17 protein-coding genes are annotated in these 16,742 nt (G+C 71.4%); 9 read left to right on the forward strand and 8 right to left on the reverse strand.

Features of this window, described 5'->3' with window-relative positions; all coding sequences use genetic code 11:
* Nucleotides 1-5 precede the first annotated feature (5 nt).
* Genes AB0I91_RS18465 through AB0I91_RS18475 form a run of 3 tightly spaced genes read left to right on the forward strand, consistent with a single transcriptional unit; the run spans nucleotide 6 to nucleotide 1,911 of the window.
* The gene (locus AB0I91_RS18465) at nucleotides 6-497 is read left to right on the forward strand and encodes a beta-class carbonic anhydrase (protein ID WP_498779355.1); all 492 of its coding nucleotides are present in this window, start codon (nucleotides 6-8) and stop codon (nucleotides 495-497) included.
* A gap of 38 nt (nucleotides 498-535) precedes the next feature.
* On the forward strand, nucleotides 536-1,411 hold the full coding sequence (locus AB0I91_RS18470; protein ID WP_498779353.1) for an HhH-GPD family protein: 876 nt from the start codon (nucleotides 536-538) through the stop codon (nucleotides 1,409-1,411).
* Nucleotides 1,412-1,413: 2 nt separating this feature from the next.
* Nucleotides 1,414-1,911 carry a 2'-5' RNA ligase family protein gene (locus AB0I91_RS18475; RefSeq protein WP_498779352.1) on the forward strand — a complete coding sequence of 166 codons (498 nt, stop codon included), beginning with the start codon at nucleotides 1,414-1,416 and terminating at the stop codon, nucleotides 1,909-1,911.
* On the opposite strand, the gene AB0I91_RS18480 is transcribed toward AB0I91_RS18475, so the two are convergent.
* Complete coding sequence (locus tag AB0I91_RS18480; RefSeq protein ID WP_499637667.1) at nucleotides 1,860-2,606, reverse strand: alpha/beta fold hydrolase; 747 nt, start codon at nucleotides 2,604-2,606, stop codon at nucleotides 1,860-1,862. The two genes, AB0I91_RS18475 and AB0I91_RS18480, sit on opposite strands and share 52 nt — an antisense overlap.
* A 17-nt stretch (nucleotides 2,607-2,623) precedes the next feature.
* Between AB0I91_RS18480 and AB0I91_RS18485 the strand changes: the two genes are divergently transcribed.
* Genes AB0I91_RS18485 through AB0I91_RS18500 form a run of 4 tightly spaced genes read left to right on the forward strand, consistent with a single transcriptional unit; the run spans nucleotide 2,624 to nucleotide 5,888 of the window.
* Nucleotides 2,624-4,096 carry a M1 family metallopeptidase gene (locus tag AB0I91_RS18485; RefSeq protein WP_498779349.1) on the forward strand — a complete coding sequence of 491 codons (1,473 nt, stop codon included), beginning with the start codon at nucleotides 2,624-2,626 and terminating at the stop codon, nucleotides 4,094-4,096.
* Nucleotides 4,097-4,135: 39 nt separating this feature from the next.
* Nucleotides 4,136-4,747, forward strand: a complete 612-nt coding sequence (locus tag AB0I91_RS18490; protein ID WP_499637671.1) for a CGNR zinc finger domain-containing protein — start codon at nucleotides 4,136-4,138, stop codon at nucleotides 4,745-4,747.
* Between the two features lie 9 nt (nucleotides 4,748-4,756).
* Nucleotides 4,757-5,065: an antibiotic biosynthesis monooxygenase family protein gene (locus AB0I91_RS18495; RefSeq protein ID WP_123744476.1), complete on the forward strand. Its 309-nt coding sequence runs from the start codon at nucleotides 4,757-4,759 to the stop codon at nucleotides 5,063-5,065.
* 25 nt (nucleotides 5,066-5,090) lie between these two features.
* Nucleotides 5,091-5,888, forward strand: a complete 798-nt coding sequence (locus AB0I91_RS18500; RefSeq protein ID WP_498779346.1) for an SIR2 family NAD-dependent protein deacylase — start codon at nucleotides 5,091-5,093, stop codon at nucleotides 5,886-5,888.
* On the opposite strand, the gene AB0I91_RS18505 is transcribed toward AB0I91_RS18500, so the two are convergent.
* A complete protein-coding gene (locus AB0I91_RS18505; protein WP_499615141.1) occupies nucleotides 5,860-6,831 on the reverse strand; it encodes an endonuclease/exonuclease/phosphatase family protein in 972 nt (323 codons plus the stop codon). The genes AB0I91_RS18500 and AB0I91_RS18505 overlap by 29 nt on opposite strands.
* A gap of 18 nt (nucleotides 6,832-6,849) precedes the next feature.
* On the opposite strand from AB0I91_RS18505, the gene pcp reads away from it, so the two are divergent.
* Nucleotides 6,850-7,482: a pyroglutamyl-peptidase I gene (gene pcp / locus AB0I91_RS18510; RefSeq protein WP_498779343.1), complete on the forward strand. Its 633-nt coding sequence runs from the start codon at nucleotides 6,850-6,852 to the stop codon at nucleotides 7,480-7,482.
* A 382-nt stretch (nucleotides 7,483-7,864) separates the two neighbouring features.
* Here the strand turns inward: pcp and AB0I91_RS18515 are convergent, their stop codons facing one another.
* Nucleotides 7,865-10,423, reverse strand: a complete 2,559-nt coding sequence (locus AB0I91_RS18515) for an ATP-dependent Clp protease ATP-binding subunit (RefSeq protein ID WP_498779341.1) — start codon at nucleotides 10,421-10,423, stop codon at nucleotides 7,865-7,867.
* 351 nt (nucleotides 10,424-10,774) lie between these two features.
* Here AB0I91_RS18515 and AB0I91_RS18520 point away from each other — a divergent pair, with 351 nt between their 5' ends.
* Complete coding sequence (locus AB0I91_RS18520; protein ID WP_499637675.1) at nucleotides 10,775-11,575, forward strand: (2Fe-2S)-binding protein; 801 nt, start codon at nucleotides 10,775-10,777, stop codon at nucleotides 11,573-11,575.
* Between the two features lie 45 nt (nucleotides 11,576-11,620).
* On the opposite strand, the gene AB0I91_RS18525 is transcribed toward AB0I91_RS18520, so the two are convergent.
* From AB0I91_RS18525 to lysS, 5 genes are all read right to left on the reverse strand, one after another.
* Nucleotides 11,621-12,412 (reverse strand): ABC transporter ATP-binding protein, encoded by a 792-nt coding sequence (locus AB0I91_RS18525; protein ID WP_498779338.1) that lies wholly within the window; start codon nucleotides 12,410-12,412, stop codon nucleotides 11,621-11,623.
* Nucleotides 12,409-13,482, reverse strand: a complete 1,074-nt coding sequence (locus AB0I91_RS18530) for a FecCD family ABC transporter permease (protein ID WP_499637678.1) — start codon at nucleotides 13,480-13,482, stop codon at nucleotides 12,409-12,411. Before AB0I91_RS18530 ends, AB0I91_RS18525 begins: the two co-directional genes overlap by 4 nt.
* The gene (locus AB0I91_RS18535; RefSeq protein WP_499637681.1) at nucleotides 13,479-14,468 is read right to left on the reverse strand and encodes a FecCD family ABC transporter permease; all 990 of its coding nucleotides are present in this window, start codon (nucleotides 14,466-14,468) and stop codon (nucleotides 13,479-13,481) included. Before AB0I91_RS18535 ends, AB0I91_RS18530 begins: the two co-directional genes overlap by 4 nt.
* Nucleotides 14,469-14,725: 257 nt before the next feature.
* Complete coding sequence (locus AB0I91_RS18540) at nucleotides 14,726-15,073, reverse strand: histone-like nucleoid-structuring protein Lsr2 (protein ID WP_053715841.1); 348 nt, start codon at nucleotides 15,071-15,073, stop codon at nucleotides 14,726-14,728.
* A gap of 114 nt (nucleotides 15,074-15,187) precedes the next feature.
* A complete protein-coding gene (gene lysS / locus AB0I91_RS18545) occupies nucleotides 15,188-16,699 on the reverse strand; it encodes a lysine--tRNA ligase (RefSeq protein ID WP_498779333.1) in 1,512 nt (503 codons plus the stop codon).
* Between the last annotated feature and the right edge of the window lie 43 nt (nucleotides 16,700-16,742).

The raw sequence follows: 16,742 nt of genomic DNA on the forward strand, positions 1-16,742 counted from the left end.
GTGCGATGACCGCGATCGACGAGCTGCTGCGCCGCAACGCCGAATTGGGCAACATCGTTCCCGGCGACCGTTCCTCGCCGCGACCTTCGATGAACGTGGCCATCCTGACCTGCATGGACTCCCGCATCCGGGTGTTCGAGATCTTCGGCCTCCAGCAGGGTGAGGCGCACGTGCTGCGCAACGCCGGCGGTGTGGTGACCGACGACATGATCCGCTCGCTGGCGCTGAGCCAGCGCAAGCTCGGCACCCGCGAGGTGCTGCTGGTGCACCACACGAACTGCGGCCTGCAACTGGTCACCGAGGACGAGTTCAAGGACGAGCTGGAGCAGGACTCCGGCCTGCGCCCCACGTGGTCGGTGGAGGCGTTCCGCGAGGTGAAGGACAGCGTGCGCGGCTCGATGAACCGGGTCCGGCACAGCGCCTTCCTCCCGCACCGCGACCAGGTGCGCGGCTTCGTCTACGACGTGCACACCGGAGAGCTGACCGAAGTCGTGTGACCGGGCGGCGAACCGGTCGTGGAAGACTGTGCGTCGCTATGAGCCTGGACGCCGAGCTCCTCCTCGACTGGTTCGCCGACACCGCCCGCGACCTGCCCTGGCGACGGCCGGAGTGCACGGCGTGGGGCGTGCTGGTCAGCGAGATCATGTTGCAGCAGACCCCCGTCGCGCGGGTCGAACCGATCTGGCACGAGTGGCTGGCCCGCTGGCCGACGCCGTCGGCGATGGCCGCGGCGACCCAGGGCGAGGTGCTGCGGGCCTGGGGCAAGCTGGGCTACCCGCGCCGCGCCCTCCGGCTGCACGCCGCCGCGCAGGCCATCGCCGAGCTGCACGACGACGTCGTCCCGAGCGACGTGGACACCCTCCTGGCCCTGCCGGGCATCGGCGCGTACACGGCACGGGCCGTCGCGGCGTTCGCCTACGGGCAGCGGTGCCCGGTGGTCGACACGAACGTCCGCCGCGTCGTGGCACGGGCCGTGCACGGCGCGGGCGACGCCGGTCCGCCGTCCACCACCAAGGACATGAAGGACGTCGAAGCCCTCCTCCCCGAAGAAAAGGCGCGCGCCGCGGTCTACTCCGCCGCCCTGATGGAGCTGGGCGCGCTCGTCTGCACGGCCCGCGCGCCCAAGTGCGCCGACTGCCCCGTGTTCGCCGCGTGCGCGTGGCAGCTCAACGGCCGTCCCGCGTACGACGGCCCGGCGAAGGTCGTGCAGAAGTTCGCGGGCACCGACCGGCAGGTGCGCGGCCTGCTGCTGGACGTGCTGCGCGGCACCAGCGAACCCGTGGCGAAGACCCGGCTCGACGTGGTCTGGTCGGACGCGGGCCAGCGGGACCGGTGCCTGCACTCGCTGCTCGTCGACGGCCTGGTCGAGCAGACCGACGAGGGCCTGTTCGCGCTGCCCGGGGAGCACTGACCGTGCACGTGCTCGTGGTGTTCTTCGACGCCGAGGCCGACCAGGCCGTGCGGTCCCTGTGGCGGCGGATCGGCGCGAGGTCGCAGCTGCCGCCGCACCTGACGTACGCGGCGGCGGGCACGATCGGGCCGAAGGTGCGCGCCGAGCTGCGCGAGGACCTGTCCCGGCTGTGGCTGCCCGACGTCTGGCTGCACACCCTCAGCGCCACGGAGAACACGCTGCAGCTCGGCGCGGTCGTCGACGCCGAGCTGCTGGCCGTGCACTCGGCCGTGCACGACGTCCTCGCGGGCCGCGTGAAGCACCCGAACAGCCGGCACCTGCCGGGCAGCTGGGTGCCGCACTGCACGCTGGTCGACGGCGAGGACGCCGAGGTGAAGGCCGCGTTCGCCGAGCTGCACCCGATCACGCCGATCCGCGCCAAGACCCGCGAGATGGCGATCGTGGACACTCAGACGGGGTCGATCGACCCGCTCAGGAACGCCTCCACCGCGCCCCGGTAGACCTCCGGCGCCTCGTCGTGCACGACGTGCCCGGACTCCGGCACCACCAGGTGCGTCCCCCCGGTCCGCCGCGCCACCTCGGCCATCTGCCCGGCCCGCAGCCCGCCGCGACCCGCCTCGACCACGAGCGTCGGGCACCGGATCGCGTCCACGTGATCCCAGTACGCCCGCTCGCCCCACTCGGAGGCGATCTCGTACAGGTCGGGCAGGTGCGCGATGAGGTGCCAGCCGTCCTCGCGCTCCTCGAACATCTCCTCCACCCGCGGCACGTCCACGACCGTCCGGACGTGCGCCAGGGACTCGAACGCGGGCGGCCACGAGTCGAAGTACCACTTCCACTCGTCGACCGTGCGGCCGCGGTTGTCCGGCACCACGTCCTCGGCCACGACCGCGCGCACCAGGTCGGGCCGGGTCGCGGCGAGCGCCCACGCGTGCAGCCCGCCCATCGAGTGCCCGATCACCACGGCGGGCGCGAGGTCGTGCCGCTCGATCACCTCGGCGGCGTCGGCGACGAAGTCCTCCGTCCGGTACGGCCCCCGCACCGGGTTGCGGCCGTGCCCCCGCGCGTCCGGGGCGACCACCCGCCCGTACGGCTTGAGCCACTGCGCGACCGTCCACCACGTGCTCGCCCGGCTCATCAGGCCGTGGAGCAGCAGGATGCCCTGCCCCGATCCCCCGAACTCCGCAACGCTCATGCGTGCATCATGTCGGCATGGCCATCAGTCCCAAGGCGCGCCCGTACCTGATCGTCGTCATCGTGGTGCTGGTGGTGGCCGGGATCGTGGTGGCCAGGCTGCCGAGGGACCAGCCGGGCGCGACGCCGACGCCGCCGCCCGCGACCACCCCCTCCGTGGTGAACGCCGAGGGCGGCGACGGCGCGGGTGACGCGTACTACCCGCAGGACGGCAACACCGGCTACGACGTCAGCGCGTACGACGTGTCGGTCACCTACGACCCGGCGACGAAGCGGCTGGACGGGGTCGCGAGGATCACCGCCAGGGCGACCGCCGACCTGTCCCGGTTCAACCTCGACCTGTACGCGCTGGAGGTCTCCGGCGTCGACGTGCGCGATCAGGCGGCCGACTACCGCCAGGAGGGCGACCACGAGCTGGTCGTCACTCCCGGAGCGCCCCTGGCCGACGGCGAGGAGTTCACCACCACCGTCCGGTACGGCGGCGTGCCGACCCTGTTCGAGGACCGCGCGCTGGGCCGCAGCGGCTGGCAGGTCTCCGCGTCCGGCGGCGCGTTCGCGGCGGGCGAGCCGCACTCGGCGACCACCTGGTTCCCCGCCAACGACACCCCGCGCGACAAGGCGTCGTTCGCGCTGACCGCCCGCGTGCCGGAGGGCTGGTCGGTGATCTCCAATGGCGTCGAGGGCGGCTCCACCACCGCCGACGGCTGGACGTCGTTCCGCTGGGTCGCCGAGCAGCCGATGGCCACCTACCTGACCACGATCGCGATCGACCGGTGGACCGTCGAGCGGTCCACGCTGCCCGACGGCACGCCCGTGGTGGACGCCTACGCGCCGGGCGCGGAGGGCGGCAGGCAGCACCAGGAGCGGCTGCCGGAGGTGCTCGCGTTCCTGTCGGAGAAGTTCGGGCCCTACCCGTTCTCCTCGGCGGGCGGGATCTTCCTGGCCGACGACATCGGCTTCTCGCTGGAGACCCAGACCCGGCCCATCTACGCGGGCTGGGCCGACCTCGACACCGTGGTGCACGAGCAGGCGCACCAGTGGTTCGGCGACTCGGTGAGCCTGGAGAACTGGGCCGACATCTGCCTGAACGAGTGCTTCGCCTCCTACGCCCAGTGGCTGTGGGCGGAGGCCAAGCAGGGCGTCGACCTGGACGACCGCTACCTCGCCGAGGTCGAGCGGGTCGCCGACCGCGAGACGTACTGGGGCCGCAAGCTCTACGACATGGGCCGCGGCAACGAGTTCCGCGGCGTCTACGACAAGGGGCAGCTCGCCCTGCACGCGTTGCGCCGCCAGATCGGCGACCCCGCCTTCGACCGCGTGGTCAAGGACTGGACGGCCGCGAACCGGGGCGGCAACGCGTCGTGGCCGGAGTTCGAGGCGCACGCGGAGCAGGTGTCGGGGCAGGACCTGGACGCGTTCTTCACCGCGTGGTTCCGCGGCGACGAGGCGCCCGCCGACGAGTTCCTGTACCCGGGTCCGCTGCGCCGGTGACTCGCCGGACCGGCCGGTGAAACTGGCTACAGTGGTTACATGGCCACCTGGACGAGGACGCTGACCCGCCCGGACGGGCAGAGCTTCCGCTTCGACCCCGGCAGCTTCGCGATGGAACTCCTGGTCAGCGGCGGTCCAGGCGAACTGCGCGTGTTCGAGGCGCTGCACCGGCCGGACGACCTGGCCGCGTGGCTGGTCGACTCGCGCCTGGCCGCGACCGCGCCGTTCACCGCGGCCGACGTGCGCGTCACCGAAGCCGAGCTGGTCGCGGTGAAGCGGCTGCGTGACGCGTTCTGGGGAGTGGCGCGGGCGTTGGCCGAGGGCGCCGACCTGCCGGCGGAGGGCCTGGAGGTGCTGAACGCGGCCACCGCCGAGACGCCCCGGCCGGTCGTCGACCCCCGCACGCGGGCGCTCACCTGGGCCCGGCCGATCACCGGCACGCAGGTGCTCGGCGCGGCGGCCCGTGACGCGGTCGAGCTCGTCGCGCACGGCGGCGTGCGGGCGTGCTCGGCGGCCGACTGCGGACTGCTGTTCGTGGACGCGTCCCGGGCGGGCAACCGCCGCTGGTGCTCGATGGAGCGGTGCGGCAACAGGCACAAGGTCCGCGCGCACCGCGCCCGCCACGAGACGGAACCGGCCGCGGCGCAGTAACGTCGGGGCATGGCTGTTGTGAAGATCAATGCGATCCACGTGCCCGACGGCTCGGGCCCGGAGCTGGAGAAGCGGTTCGCCGCGCGGCTGGGCGCGGTGGACTCCGAGCCCGGTTTCCTCGGCTTCCAGCTCCTGCGGCCGGTCAAGGGCGACGAGCGGTACTTCGTGGTCACGCAGTGGGAGACCGAAGAGGACTTCCAGAACTGGATGGGCGGCCGGGCCAAGGAGGCGCACTCGGGCGAGCGCGCCAAGCCGGTCGGCACCGGGTCCGACCTGCTGGAGTTCGAGGTCGTGCTCAGCTCCCAAGCGAAGAAGTGACTCCCCCGGAAGTGGCATCCCGGCGGTGAACGAGGCGCTCGACCGCGCGGCGGAGCTGATCTCCTCCGCCGACGCGGTGCTGGTGTGCGCGGGCGCGGGGATGGGCGTCGACTCCGGCCTGCCCGACTTCCGCGGCGCGGCCGGCTTCTGGCAGGCGTACCCGCCCTACGAGCGGCTGGGGCTGCGGTTCGAGGAACTGGCCGACCCGGTGCACTTCGTGGAGGACCCGACGCTCGCCTGGGGCTTCTACGGGCACCGGCTCGACCTGTACCGGCGCACGATGCCGCACGACGGGTTCCGCGTGCTGCGCGAGTGGGGCGCGCGGGTGTTCACGTCGAACGTGGACGGCCAGTTCCAGCGGGCCGGGTTCGCCGACGTGGCCGAGGTGCACGGGTCGATCCACCACCTGCAGTGCGTGGAGCCGTGCACGGACGACGTGTGGCCCGCCGACGACGTCGTGGTGGACGTGGACCCCGAGTCGATGCGCGCGACCGGGCCGCTGCCGTCGTGCCGCAACTGCGGCGGGCTGGCGAGGCCGAACATCCTCATGTTCGGCGACTGGTCGTGGCTCGGCGGGCCGTCGCAGAAGGCGTTGGACGGGCTCGCCCAGTGGCGGCGCGCGCACCGGAACCTCGCCGTGCTGGAACTAGGCGCGGGTGTCGCGGTGCCGACCGTGCGGCGTCAGGCGGAGCTGGCCAGTGCCGCGTCGGGCGCGTTGATCAGGATCAACCCGCGCGAGCCGGAGGTGCGGCACGGGCGTGGTGTGTCGTTGCCGATGGGCGCGCTGGCGGCGATCACCGAGTTGGCACGACGAATCGGGTGAGGACGGCCCGGTGGTCCGAGCCGGGGATGTCGACCACGGTGAACTCCTCCACCGGGCACCGCTCGTCGACCAGCACGTGGTCGATGGCCACCGGCGGCGGCCACAGCGCGCCGGCCGGCCAGGTCGGGTTCATGCCCGCGCCGACCTGGTCGGCGGCGTCCGCGTAACCGGTGTTGAGCAGCCGGCGCAGGCCCACGTGGTCCAGGGTGGCGTTGAAGTCGCCCGCGAGCACGCGCACCGGCCCGTCCAGCTCCCGTTCCGGCAGGCCCGCCATGTCGCGCTGCCAGCTCTCCGGCCCGGCGTCGACCACCGGCGGCAGCGGGTGCACGGACAGCACCTCGATGTCCTCGCCGGGCACGTCGACCAGCGCGCCCGCCTGGCGCAACGTGCTGGGCGGCGTGAGCGTGCGGGGGAACACCGGGTAGCGCGACGCGATGCCGGACCCGGAGCCGCCCGGCTCGTCGAGGAAGTGCCGGTAGGGCAGCACCTCGTCCAGGCCCGCGCGCTCGAAGTCGCGCACCATCTCCGGGGTCAGCTCCTGCAGCGTGAGCACGTCGACGTCGTGCGCCCGCACCGCCGCCACGACCGCCTCCGCGTCGGCCATGCCGACCAGCAGGTTCGCCGCCATCACGGTGACCTCCTGGCCGACGCCGACCGGCCGTGAGTCGGGGAACGCCCGCGGCGCGACCGCCGCCACCAGCACCACCGCGACCAGCAACGTCACCGTGCCGACCGCCCAGCGCCGCAGCAGCAGCGCCAGCGCGCCCAGGACCACGCCTGCGGCGGTGAAGTAGGGCGTCAGGGCGGTCGTCGCGACCATGTACCGCGTGCCGTCGATGCCGAGCAGCCGGGTGAGCGCCGCGAGCAGGAAGGCGATGGCCGCCACCACCAGCAAGAACGTCGTCCCCTTGCGCCTGGTGCGGCGTTCCTCGATGTCGACCACGCGATCTAGTCTGCCTGAGTGGAAGTTTTGCTGACGGGGTTCGAGCCGTTCGGCGGGGAGGTCACCAACCCGTCGTGGGACGCGGTCGACGCCGTGCGACCGGACGGTTACCGTCTGACGAAGTTGCGCCTGCCGTGCGTGTTCGACGAGTCGATCGCCGTGCTGCGGGACGCGCTCGCCGCGCATCGCCCCGACCTGGTCGTGTGCGTCGGCCAGGCGGGTGGGCGGGTCGGGATCACGCCGGAGCGCGTCGCGGTGAACCTGGACGACGCCCGGATCCCGGACAACGCGGGTGCACAGCCCATCGACGAGCCCGTGGTGCGAGGAGGGCCGGCGGCGTACTTCACCGGGCTGCCGGTGAAGGCGTGCGTGGCGGCGGTGGCGGCCGAGGGCATCCCGGCGTCGGTGTCGCACTCGGCCGGCACGTTCGTGTGCAACCACGTGTTCTACGGCCTCATGCACCTGATCGCGACCGAGCACCCGCACGTGCGCGGCGGGTTCGTGCACGTGCCGTTCTCGCCGGAGCAGGCCGAGGCGGGCGGCCACCCCAGCCTGCCCGTCGCCACCACGGCGCGGGCGCTGGAGCTGATCGTCCGCACGTCGCTGGCCACGTCCACCGACCTGCACGTCACCGCCGGCACCCTGCACTGACCCGCCGCAGACCTGCACCAACCCCGCACCGATCTGCACCTGGATCTGCAAACCTGCATTAACGGCCGCAGACCGGCACCGAACCCTGCACCAACCCGCATTGACCTGGCACTGACCTGCACCAACAACTGCAAAATTGCATTGACGGCCGTGGATCTGCACCCGCCCCGGCGGACCTGCACTGACGGCCGGGGGTTTGCATCGACCGGCGGACCTGCGCGGATCCTGGCACCGATCTCTGCGCCGATCCCTGCCCCGTCCCACGGCCCCCGACGGACCCCACCGAACCCTTCCGCCAGCCGTCCACCAGCCGTCCGCTGGCCGTCCGGAAAGCGAAACGCCCCCCGGGCGAACCCGGGGGGCGTTTCGGTCGATCGTCACATCAGGCGGACTCGGAGTCCGAGTCGCCGCCCGAGTCGCCACCGGAGGCGGCCAGGTCGACCGGCGGGGCGTCCGGCACCTGCAGCGGCTTGGTCTCGCCGCGGAAGGTGAAGTGCGCCTTGTCGTCGGCCTCGGACTCGCCGTCCCAGCCCTCGACGTCGGTGATGATGATCTGGCCGGCCTGGATCTCTCCGAACAGGATCTTCTCCGACAGCTGGTCCTCGATCTCGCGCTGGATCGTGCGGCGCAGCGGCCGGGCGCCCAGCACGGGGTCGAACCCGCGCTTGGCCAGCAGCCTCTTCGCGCGATCCGTGAGCTCGATCGCCATGTCCTTGTTCTTCAACTGCTGCTCGACGCGGGCGATCATCAGGTCCACCATCTTGATGATCTCGTCCTGCGTGAGCTGGTGGAAGACGATGATGTCGTCGATGCGGTTGAGGAACTCGGGCCGGAAGTGCTTCTTCAGCTCGTCGTTGACCTTGTTCTTCATGCGCTCGTAGTTGGACGCGGTGTCCTGACCCGAGGTGAAGCCCAAGCCGACGGCCTTGCTGATGTCCGACGTGCCCAGGTTGGACGTGAAGATGATGACGGTGTTCTTGAAGTCCACCGTCCGGCCCTGACCGTCGGTCAGGCGGCCGTCCTCCAACACCTGGAGCAGCGTGTTGTAGACCTCCTGGTGAGCCTTCTCGATCTCGTCGAACAGCACCACGGAGAACGGCTTGCGGCGCACCTTCTCGGTGAGCTGGCCGCCCTCTTCGTAGCCGACGTAGCCGGGAGGGGCACCGAACAGGCGCGACGCCGTGTAGCGGTCGTGGAACTCGCCCATGTCGATCTGGATGAGGGCGTCGTCCTCGCCGAACAGGAAGTTCGCCAGCGCCTTCGACAGCTCGGTCTTACCCACACCGGACGGGCCGGCGAAGATGAACGAGCCCGACGGGCGCTTCGGGTCCTTCAGACCCGCCCGCGTGCGGCGGATCGCCTGGCTGACCGCCTTGACGGCGTCGACCTGGCCGATGATCCGCTTGTGCAGCTCGTCCTCCATGCGGAGCAGACGCGTGGTCTCCTCCTCGGTGAGCTTGAACACGGGGATGCCGGTCCAGTTCGCCAGCACCTCGGCGATCTGCTCGTCGTCCACCTCGGCGACGACGTCGAGGTCGCCGTCCTTCCACTGCTTCTCCCGCTCGGCCTTCTGGCCCAGCAGCGTCTTCTCCTGGTCGCGGAGCTTCGCGGCGCGCTCGAAGTCCTGCGCGTCGATCGCGGACTCCTTGTCCCGGCGCACGTCGGCGATCTTCTCGTCGAACTCGCGCAGGTCCGGCGGCGCGGTCATCCGGCGGATGCGCATCCGCGCGCCCGCCTCGTCGATGAGGTCGATCGCCTTGTCCGGCAGGAACCGGTCGTTGATGTACCGGTCGGCCAGCGTGGCGGCGGCGACCAGCGCGGAGTCGGTGATCGAGACGCGGTGGTGCGCCTCGTACCGGTCCCGCAGACCCTTGAGGATCTCGATCGTGTGCTCCAGCGACGGCTCGCCGACCTGGATCGGCTGGAACCGGCGCTCGAGGGCGGGGTCCTTCTCGACGTACTTGCGGTACTCGTCGAGGGTGGTCGCGCCGATGGTCTGGAGCTCGCCGCGGGCCAGCATGGGCTTGAGGATCGACGCGGCGTCGATCGCGCCCTCGGCGGCGCCGGCGCCCACCAGGGTGTGGATCTCGTCGATGAACAGGATGATGTCGCCGCGCGTGCGGATCTCCTTGAGCACCTTCTTCAGGCGCTCTTCGAAGTCACCGCGGTAGCGCGAGCCCGCGACCAGCGAACCCAGGTCCAGCGTGTAGAGCTGCTTGTCCTTCAGCGTCTCGGGCACCTCGCCCTTGACCACCATCTGGGCCAGGCCCTCGACGACGGCGGTCTTGCCCACGCCGGGCTCGCCGATCAGGACCGGGTTGTTCTTGGTGCGGCGGGACAGCACCTGCATGACCCGCTCGATCTCCTTGGTGCGCCCGATCACCGGGTCGAGCTTGCCCTCCCGCGCGCTGGCGGTCAGGTTGCGCCCGAACTGGTCGAGGACCAGGGACGAGGACGGGGTGCCCTCACCGCGGCCGCCGGACTCGGCCGGCTCCTTGCCGCCGGAGTAGCCGGACAGGAGCTGGAGGACCTGCTGGCGCACCCGGTTGAGGTCCGCGCCGAGCTTGACCAGCACCTGCGCGGCGACGCCCTCGCCCTCGCGGATCAGGCCGAGCAGGATGTGCTCCGTGCCGATGTAGTTGTGTCCGAGCTGCAGCGCTTCGCGCAGTGACAGCTCGAGCACCTTCTTGGCGCGCGGGGTGAAGGGGATGTGGCCGGATGGGGCCTGCTGACCCTGGCCGATGATCTCTTCGACCTGCTGGCGGACGCCCTCCAGCGCGATCCCCAACGACTCCAGCGCCTTGGCGGCGACACCTTCACCCTCGTGGATCAACCCCAGGAGGATGTGCTCGGTGCCGATGTAGTTGTGGTTGAGCATCCGGGCCTCTTCTTGGGCCAGGACAACCACCCGCCTCGCGCGGTCGGTGAACCTTTCGAACATTCGCACTCCCTGACTGCTGCGCCGGCGGTCCTCGGGCTCACCCCTGGCCGACCGTCTGGCTGACCGTTGGAGAGCGCGGCACCGTGGGACCACTGTAGTCGTCAGCCCCGACACTCTCAGTTCCCGATCGCAGGCAGCCGTCTTCGGGGATCTCTGACATCGGTATCAACGCGTGATCTGCCAGCGAGATTCCACGGAACGGGCGTTGTCCGCTGAGCGCGAACATTCAGCCGTTCGGCGACATCCGGGGTGACCGGGGTCACCGAGGCGGTGCAAGTTAGGCGAACCTCGGTAAGGTTAGGCAAGCCTCAACCCACGCGACCGTCTCGAACCGACGAGGACCTTCTGGACATGACCGTACCGGCGCGGACCACGGTGTGCGACGTGACGACCCCCGTCGCGCGGTCGCTCGCGCAGGTCTCGCTGTACGAGGGCTTCGAGGCGCGGTTCGGGCTGCCGGCCGAGCGTGGCGACTGGGTCCTGTGCTCGGAGTTCACCGGCGAGCCGGAGCGGTTCGACGCGTGGCGCAAGGCGCTGGCGGAGTGGCTGCGGGAGCAGCACGGCGAGGCGCCCGAGCGCACTACCGCCGGGTACGTCATGAGCTGGTACCTCAACGTCGTCGGCGTGCTGGGCGGGCTGCTGTTCCACACCGCGCGGCGGGTGCCGTCGCTGCGGCCGGCCGACGTGGCGATCAAGGTGGCGGCCGGTGGTCGGCCGCACGTGGTCGGGGTGGCGTTGCTGAACGACGAGTTCGCGTGCCTGCCGGACGACCCGGAGGCCGACCACCCGGCGGCGACCGTGGTGGCCGACGAGACGGCGCTGGCGGCGTTGCTGAGGGCCCGGTTCGCGGCGCACAGCGCGCAGTTCGTGGGCGCCTTCGGGCCGACCGTGCGGCTGGGGCGGCGGATGCTGTGGGCGGCGGCCACGGACGCCCTGGACAGCGCGGCGTGGACGGCGGGCCAGCTGTGCGGCGACGAGACGGCCGGCGTGATGGACTCGGCGCTGCTGCTGCCGGCCAAGCTCGACCCGTTCACCTCGGCGTCCACCCTGAAGGCCACGGACACGGGCTGGACCCGCCGCCGCGAGAGCTGCTGCTTCCACTTCGTGCTGCCCGACGCCACCGCCTGCGCCACCTGCCCCCGCACCTGCTGACCCCGCGCGTGCCCTACGCCCGGAACGCGCGTGCGGACACGCGGGTCAGTGGTGGTGGCCGATGGGGATGACCAGTGGGGTGTGGGAGACGGGATCGGGGATGACGCGGGCGGACAGGCCGAAGACGTCCAGCAGGTTCGGCTCGGTCAGCACGTCGGACGGCGTGCCGGCCACCACGATCCGGCCGTCCTTCATCGCGACCAGGCGGTCCGCGTAACGGGCGGCCAGGTTCAGGTCGTGCAGGACCATCACCACGGTCCGGCCGAAGTCCCGGTGCAGCCGGCGCACGAGGTCCAGCACGTCGATCTGGTGCGCCAGGTCCAGGTAGGTCGTCGGCTCGTCGAGCAGCAGCAGGTCCGTGCCCTGCGCCAGCGCCATCGAGATCCACGCCCGCTGCCGCTGCCCGCCGGACAGCTCGTCCACGGTCCGGTCGGCCAGCGCGGCCATGGCGGTCATCTCCAGGGCCGAGGCCACCGCCGCCTCGTCCTCCGGCGACCACTGCCGGTACCACGCCTGGTGCGGGTGCCGCCCGCGCGCGACCAGCTCGGCCACGGTCAGCCCCTCGGGCGCCTGCGGCGACTGCGGCAGCATCGCCAGCACCTTCGCCACCTCGCGGGTCGGCGTCCGGTCGATCCGCTTGCCGTCCAGCACCACCGCGCCCGAACGCGCGGGCAGCAGCCGCCCCAGGGCGCGCAGCAACGTCGACTTGCCGCACCCGTTGGGCCCGATCACCGCCGTCACCGAACCGGACAGCACGTCCAGGTCCAGCCCGGACACCACCAGCCGCTCCCCGTACCCCACGGACAGCGACTGCGCCTGCAGCCGAACAGCGGTCATACCCGTGCCTCCCGGCGACTGCGGACGAGCAGGTACATCAGATAGGGGGCGCCGAGCACCGCCGTCACCACGCCGACCGGCAGCTCGAACCCGCCGAACGCGAGCCGCGCGACCAGGTCCGACACCACCACCAGCAGCCCGCCGACCACGGCCGACCCCAGCAGCGGCGGCGTGGCGGTCCCGGCCACCCGCAGCGCGATCTGCGGCGACGCCAGCGCCACGAACGCCACCGGACCGGCCGACGCCGTGGCCACGGCCGCCAGCACGACCGCGATCAGCAGCATCACGCTGCGCGCGCCGTTGAGCCGCACGCCGAGCCCGCGCACGGTGTCGTCGTCGAACTGCAGCGCGCCCAGCAGCCGGGAGCCGACCAGGGCCGCCGGGATCAGCACCGCCAGCGCCAGCCCGACCGGCACGACGTGCTCCCACCCGCGCCCGTTCAGGCTCCCGGTGATCCACACCATCACCCGCGCCGCGTCGGTCACGTCGCCGACGGTCAGCAGGTAGTGGGTGAAGTTGCCGGTCACGGCCGACACGCCGATGCCGACCAGCACCAGCCGGAACCCCTCGATCCCCCGCCGCCAGGCCAGCCCGTAGACCAGCAGCCCGGCCAGCAGACCGCCGCCCAGCGCCGCCAGCGGCACGCCGACCGTCGCCGTGGTCCCGCCGACCGCGCCCATCGACCCGGCGAACGTGATCACGGTGACCGCACCGGCCCCCGCGCCCCACGTCACGCCGAGGATGTCCGGGCTCGCCAGCGGGTTGCGCGCGATCGACTGGAACACCGCGCCCGCCACCCCCAGGGCCGCGCCGACGAACACCGCGGTCAACGCCCGCGGCAGCCGCAGGTCGAGCACGATGAACCGCTGCCCCCGCTGCCCGCCGCCCAGCAGCACGTCGAACACCTGCCCCAGCGGGATCGGGAAGTCGCCGCGGGCAACGCTCACCGCACCCGCGAGCACCACCAGCGCCAGCCCGACGACCACCACGGCGAGCGGCCGCCACCGCAGCGGCCCCGACACGGGTCCGACCCGGAAACCCGGGGGCGCCTTGGCCACCACACCGCTCACAGCTTCACCAGCTTCCGCCGCCGCACGAGGGCGATGAAGAACGGCGCGCCGACCAGCGCCATCACCACGCCGACCTCCAGCTCGCCCGGCCTCGTCACGACCCGTCCCACGACGTCCGCGACCAGCAGCACGATCGCGCCGATCACCGCCGAGAACGGCAGCAGCCACCGGTAGTCCGGCCCGGTCAGCGCCCGCGCCGCGTGCGGCACGACGAGCCCGAGGAACCCGATCGGCCCGCACACCGCCACCGCGCCGCCCACCAGCAACGTCGTCGCGACCACGCCGACGACCCGGGTCGCCGCCACCCGCTGCCCCAGCGACCGGGCCACGTCGTCACCCAGCGCCAGCGCGTTGAGCCCCGGCGCGTTGGCCGCCGCCAGCACGAGCCCGAGCACCAGGAACGGCAGCACCTGACCCAGCACGACGAGGTCGCGCCCGGCGATGCCCCCGACCTGCCAGAACCGGAACGCGTCCAGGCTCTGCCGGTCCAGCAGCACGATCGCGGACACCAGGCCGTGCATGAGCGCGCTCACCGCCGCGCCCGCCAGCGCCAACGTGACCGGCGTCGGCCCGCTGCGCCCCGACCCCAGCAGGAACACCACGACGCTGGCCACGAGCGCGCCGCCGAACGCGAACCACACGTACCCGTGGAGGCTGGTCACCCCCAGCGTGAAGATCGACAGCACCACCGCGAACGCCGCGCCCTGCGTGACGCCGAGGATGCCCGGGTCGGCCAGCGGGTTGCGGGTGTGGCCCTGCATCAGCGCGCCGCCGACGCCCAGCGCGACCCCGACCGCGATGCCGAGCAGCGTGCGCGGCACCCTCAGCTCACGGACGACGAGGTCGTTCTCCAGCCCCGTCGGCGCGGTCAACGCGTGCCAGACGTCGGCGATCGGGATGTCCTTCGCGCCGATGGCGACGCTGGCGAGCGCGACCAGGGCCAGGAGACCGACGAGCAGGGCCAGGCGGGTGGGGTGGAGGGCCACGGCGCTTGCTCCTCCCCCGGCGACCCGACCTTCGGTGAGGTAAGCCTAACCGAACACGGTCCGATCACCGCCGAGCACGCTCCGTGCCGCCGAACGGTCGAGTCGTGATCACCTGAGTGCGGTGGCCCGAACCGCACAATCGATCTTCACAACTCCGCTCACGAGTCCCGAAAAACAACCAGGGGCGCCGGAGGAATCCGGCGCCCCTTCGTCGATTGACGTAATTGCGGTGGCCTGCGCCACCCGCACAACTCGCGTCAGCCCTGCTGGTGGTAAGCCTCCAGCACCTCGGCCGGGATGCGCCCGCGATCGGAGACCTTCATCCCCTGCTTGCGCGCCCACTCCCGAATGGCCTGGTTCTGCTCGCGATCCGCCGAAGCCGGACGAGCCGCCTTCACACCGGCCGGACGACCCGGGCCGCGCTTGCGGCCGCCCGCCTTGCGGGCACTGGCGACGAAGTCGGCGAGAGCGTCGCGGAGCCTGCCCGCATTGCTCGCGGAAAGGTCGATCTCGTAGGACACGCCGTCCAATCCGAAGCCGACCGTCTCCTCCGCCTTCCCACCGTCCAGGTCATCGACCAGGGTCACGGTGACCTTCTGCGCCATGCGTATCCTCCTGGACTCGAATGCGCGGTGTTCCCCGACCGCGACCTAAAGCATTGGCGAGTGCAGGTTAGCGCACAACTGGAGGAATGCGCCGCCTGGAGTCCGAGAAGTTACTCATTCCGGGCGCACGAGGGGGAACAGGATCGTCTCCCGGATACCGAGACCGGTGAGCGCCATCAGCAGCCGGTCGATGCCCATTCCCACACCGCCGCTCGGTGGCATTCCGTACTCCAGTGATCGCAGAAAGTCTTCGTCGACCGGCATCGCCTCGGCGTCACCGGTGGCCCCCAGGCGGGCCTGGGCTTCCAACCGCTCGCGCTCGACCACCGGGTCCACCAGTTCCGAGTATCCCGTGGCCAACTCGAAACCGCGCACGTACAGGTCCCACTTTTCGGCCACACCCGGCCGGGTGCGGTGCTGACGGGTGAGCGGCGAGGTCTCCAGCGGGAAATCGCGCACAAACGTGGGCGCGTGCAGGGTGTCGCCGACCAGGTGCTCCCACAGCTCCTCGACCAGCTTGCCGTGCCCCAGCTTGGGGTCCGTGTCCAGGCCGTGCTTGTCGGCCAGCTCCAGCAACCGCTCCGAAGAGGTTTCGGGCGTGACTTCCTCGCCCGCCGCTCCGGACAACGAGTCGTACATGCTCAACGTGGTCCACTCGCCGCCGAGGTCGTACTCGGTGCCGTCGACCAGGGTCACCACGTGCGAACCGGCGATCGCCATCGCGGCTTCCTGGATCAGCTCCCGGGTCAGCACCGCGTTCGTGTCGTAGGTGGCGTACGCCTCGTAGTACTCCAGCATGGAGAACTCCGGCGAATGCGACGAGTCCATGCCCTCGTTGCGGAAGTTGCGGTTGATCTCGAAGACCTTCTCGATACCGCCCACCACGCACCGCTTGAGGTACAGCTCGGGCGCGATCCGCAGGAACAGGTCGATGTCGAGCGCGTTCGACCGGGTCACGAACGGCCGGGCGCTCGCGCCACCCTGCAACGTCTGCAACATCGGGGTCTCGACTTCGATGAAACCGCGCCGGTGGAACGACTCCCGCAACGAGCGCACCACCGCGGCCCGGTTGCGCACCGTGTTCCGGGCCTGCTCGCGCAGGATCAGATCCACGTACCGCTGGCGAATGCGGGTTTCCTCGGCGAGTTCCTTGTGCGCGACCGGCAACGGGCGCAACGCCTTCGCCGCCAGGGACCACTGGTCCGCCATCACCGACAGTTCGCCGCGGCGGGACGTGATGACCTCGCCGTGCACGAATACGTGGTCGCCCAAGTCGACCTCGGACTTCCATTCGCCGAGCGACTGCTCGCCGACGCCGTTCAGGCTCAGCATCGCCTGCAGTTCGGTGCCGTCGCCCTCGCGCAGCGTGGCGAAGCACAACTTGCCGGTGTTGCGGATGAACATGACCCGGCCCGTCACACCGACCACATCACCGGTCGCGGTGTCCGGTTCCAGTCCCTGATGCGCTTCGCGCACCTCGCGCAACGTGTGCGTGCGCGGTACTTCGACCGGATACGGGTCGACGCCGCGTTCCAGCAGTCGCGCCCGCTTCTCCCGGCGCACCCTCAGCTGCTCGGGGAGATCGTCGTCGCTGGTCGCGGAACCGGTCGCTGGCTGCTCACTCACAAGACGAAGAGTACGGAAAGACCACTCGGGAAATCGAACCGGA

It is taken from the genome of Actinosynnema sp. NPDC049800, assembly GCF_040656635.1.
Taxonomy (GTDB): domain Bacteria; phylum Actinomycetota; class Actinomycetes; order Mycobacteriales; family Pseudonocardiaceae; genus Actinosynnema.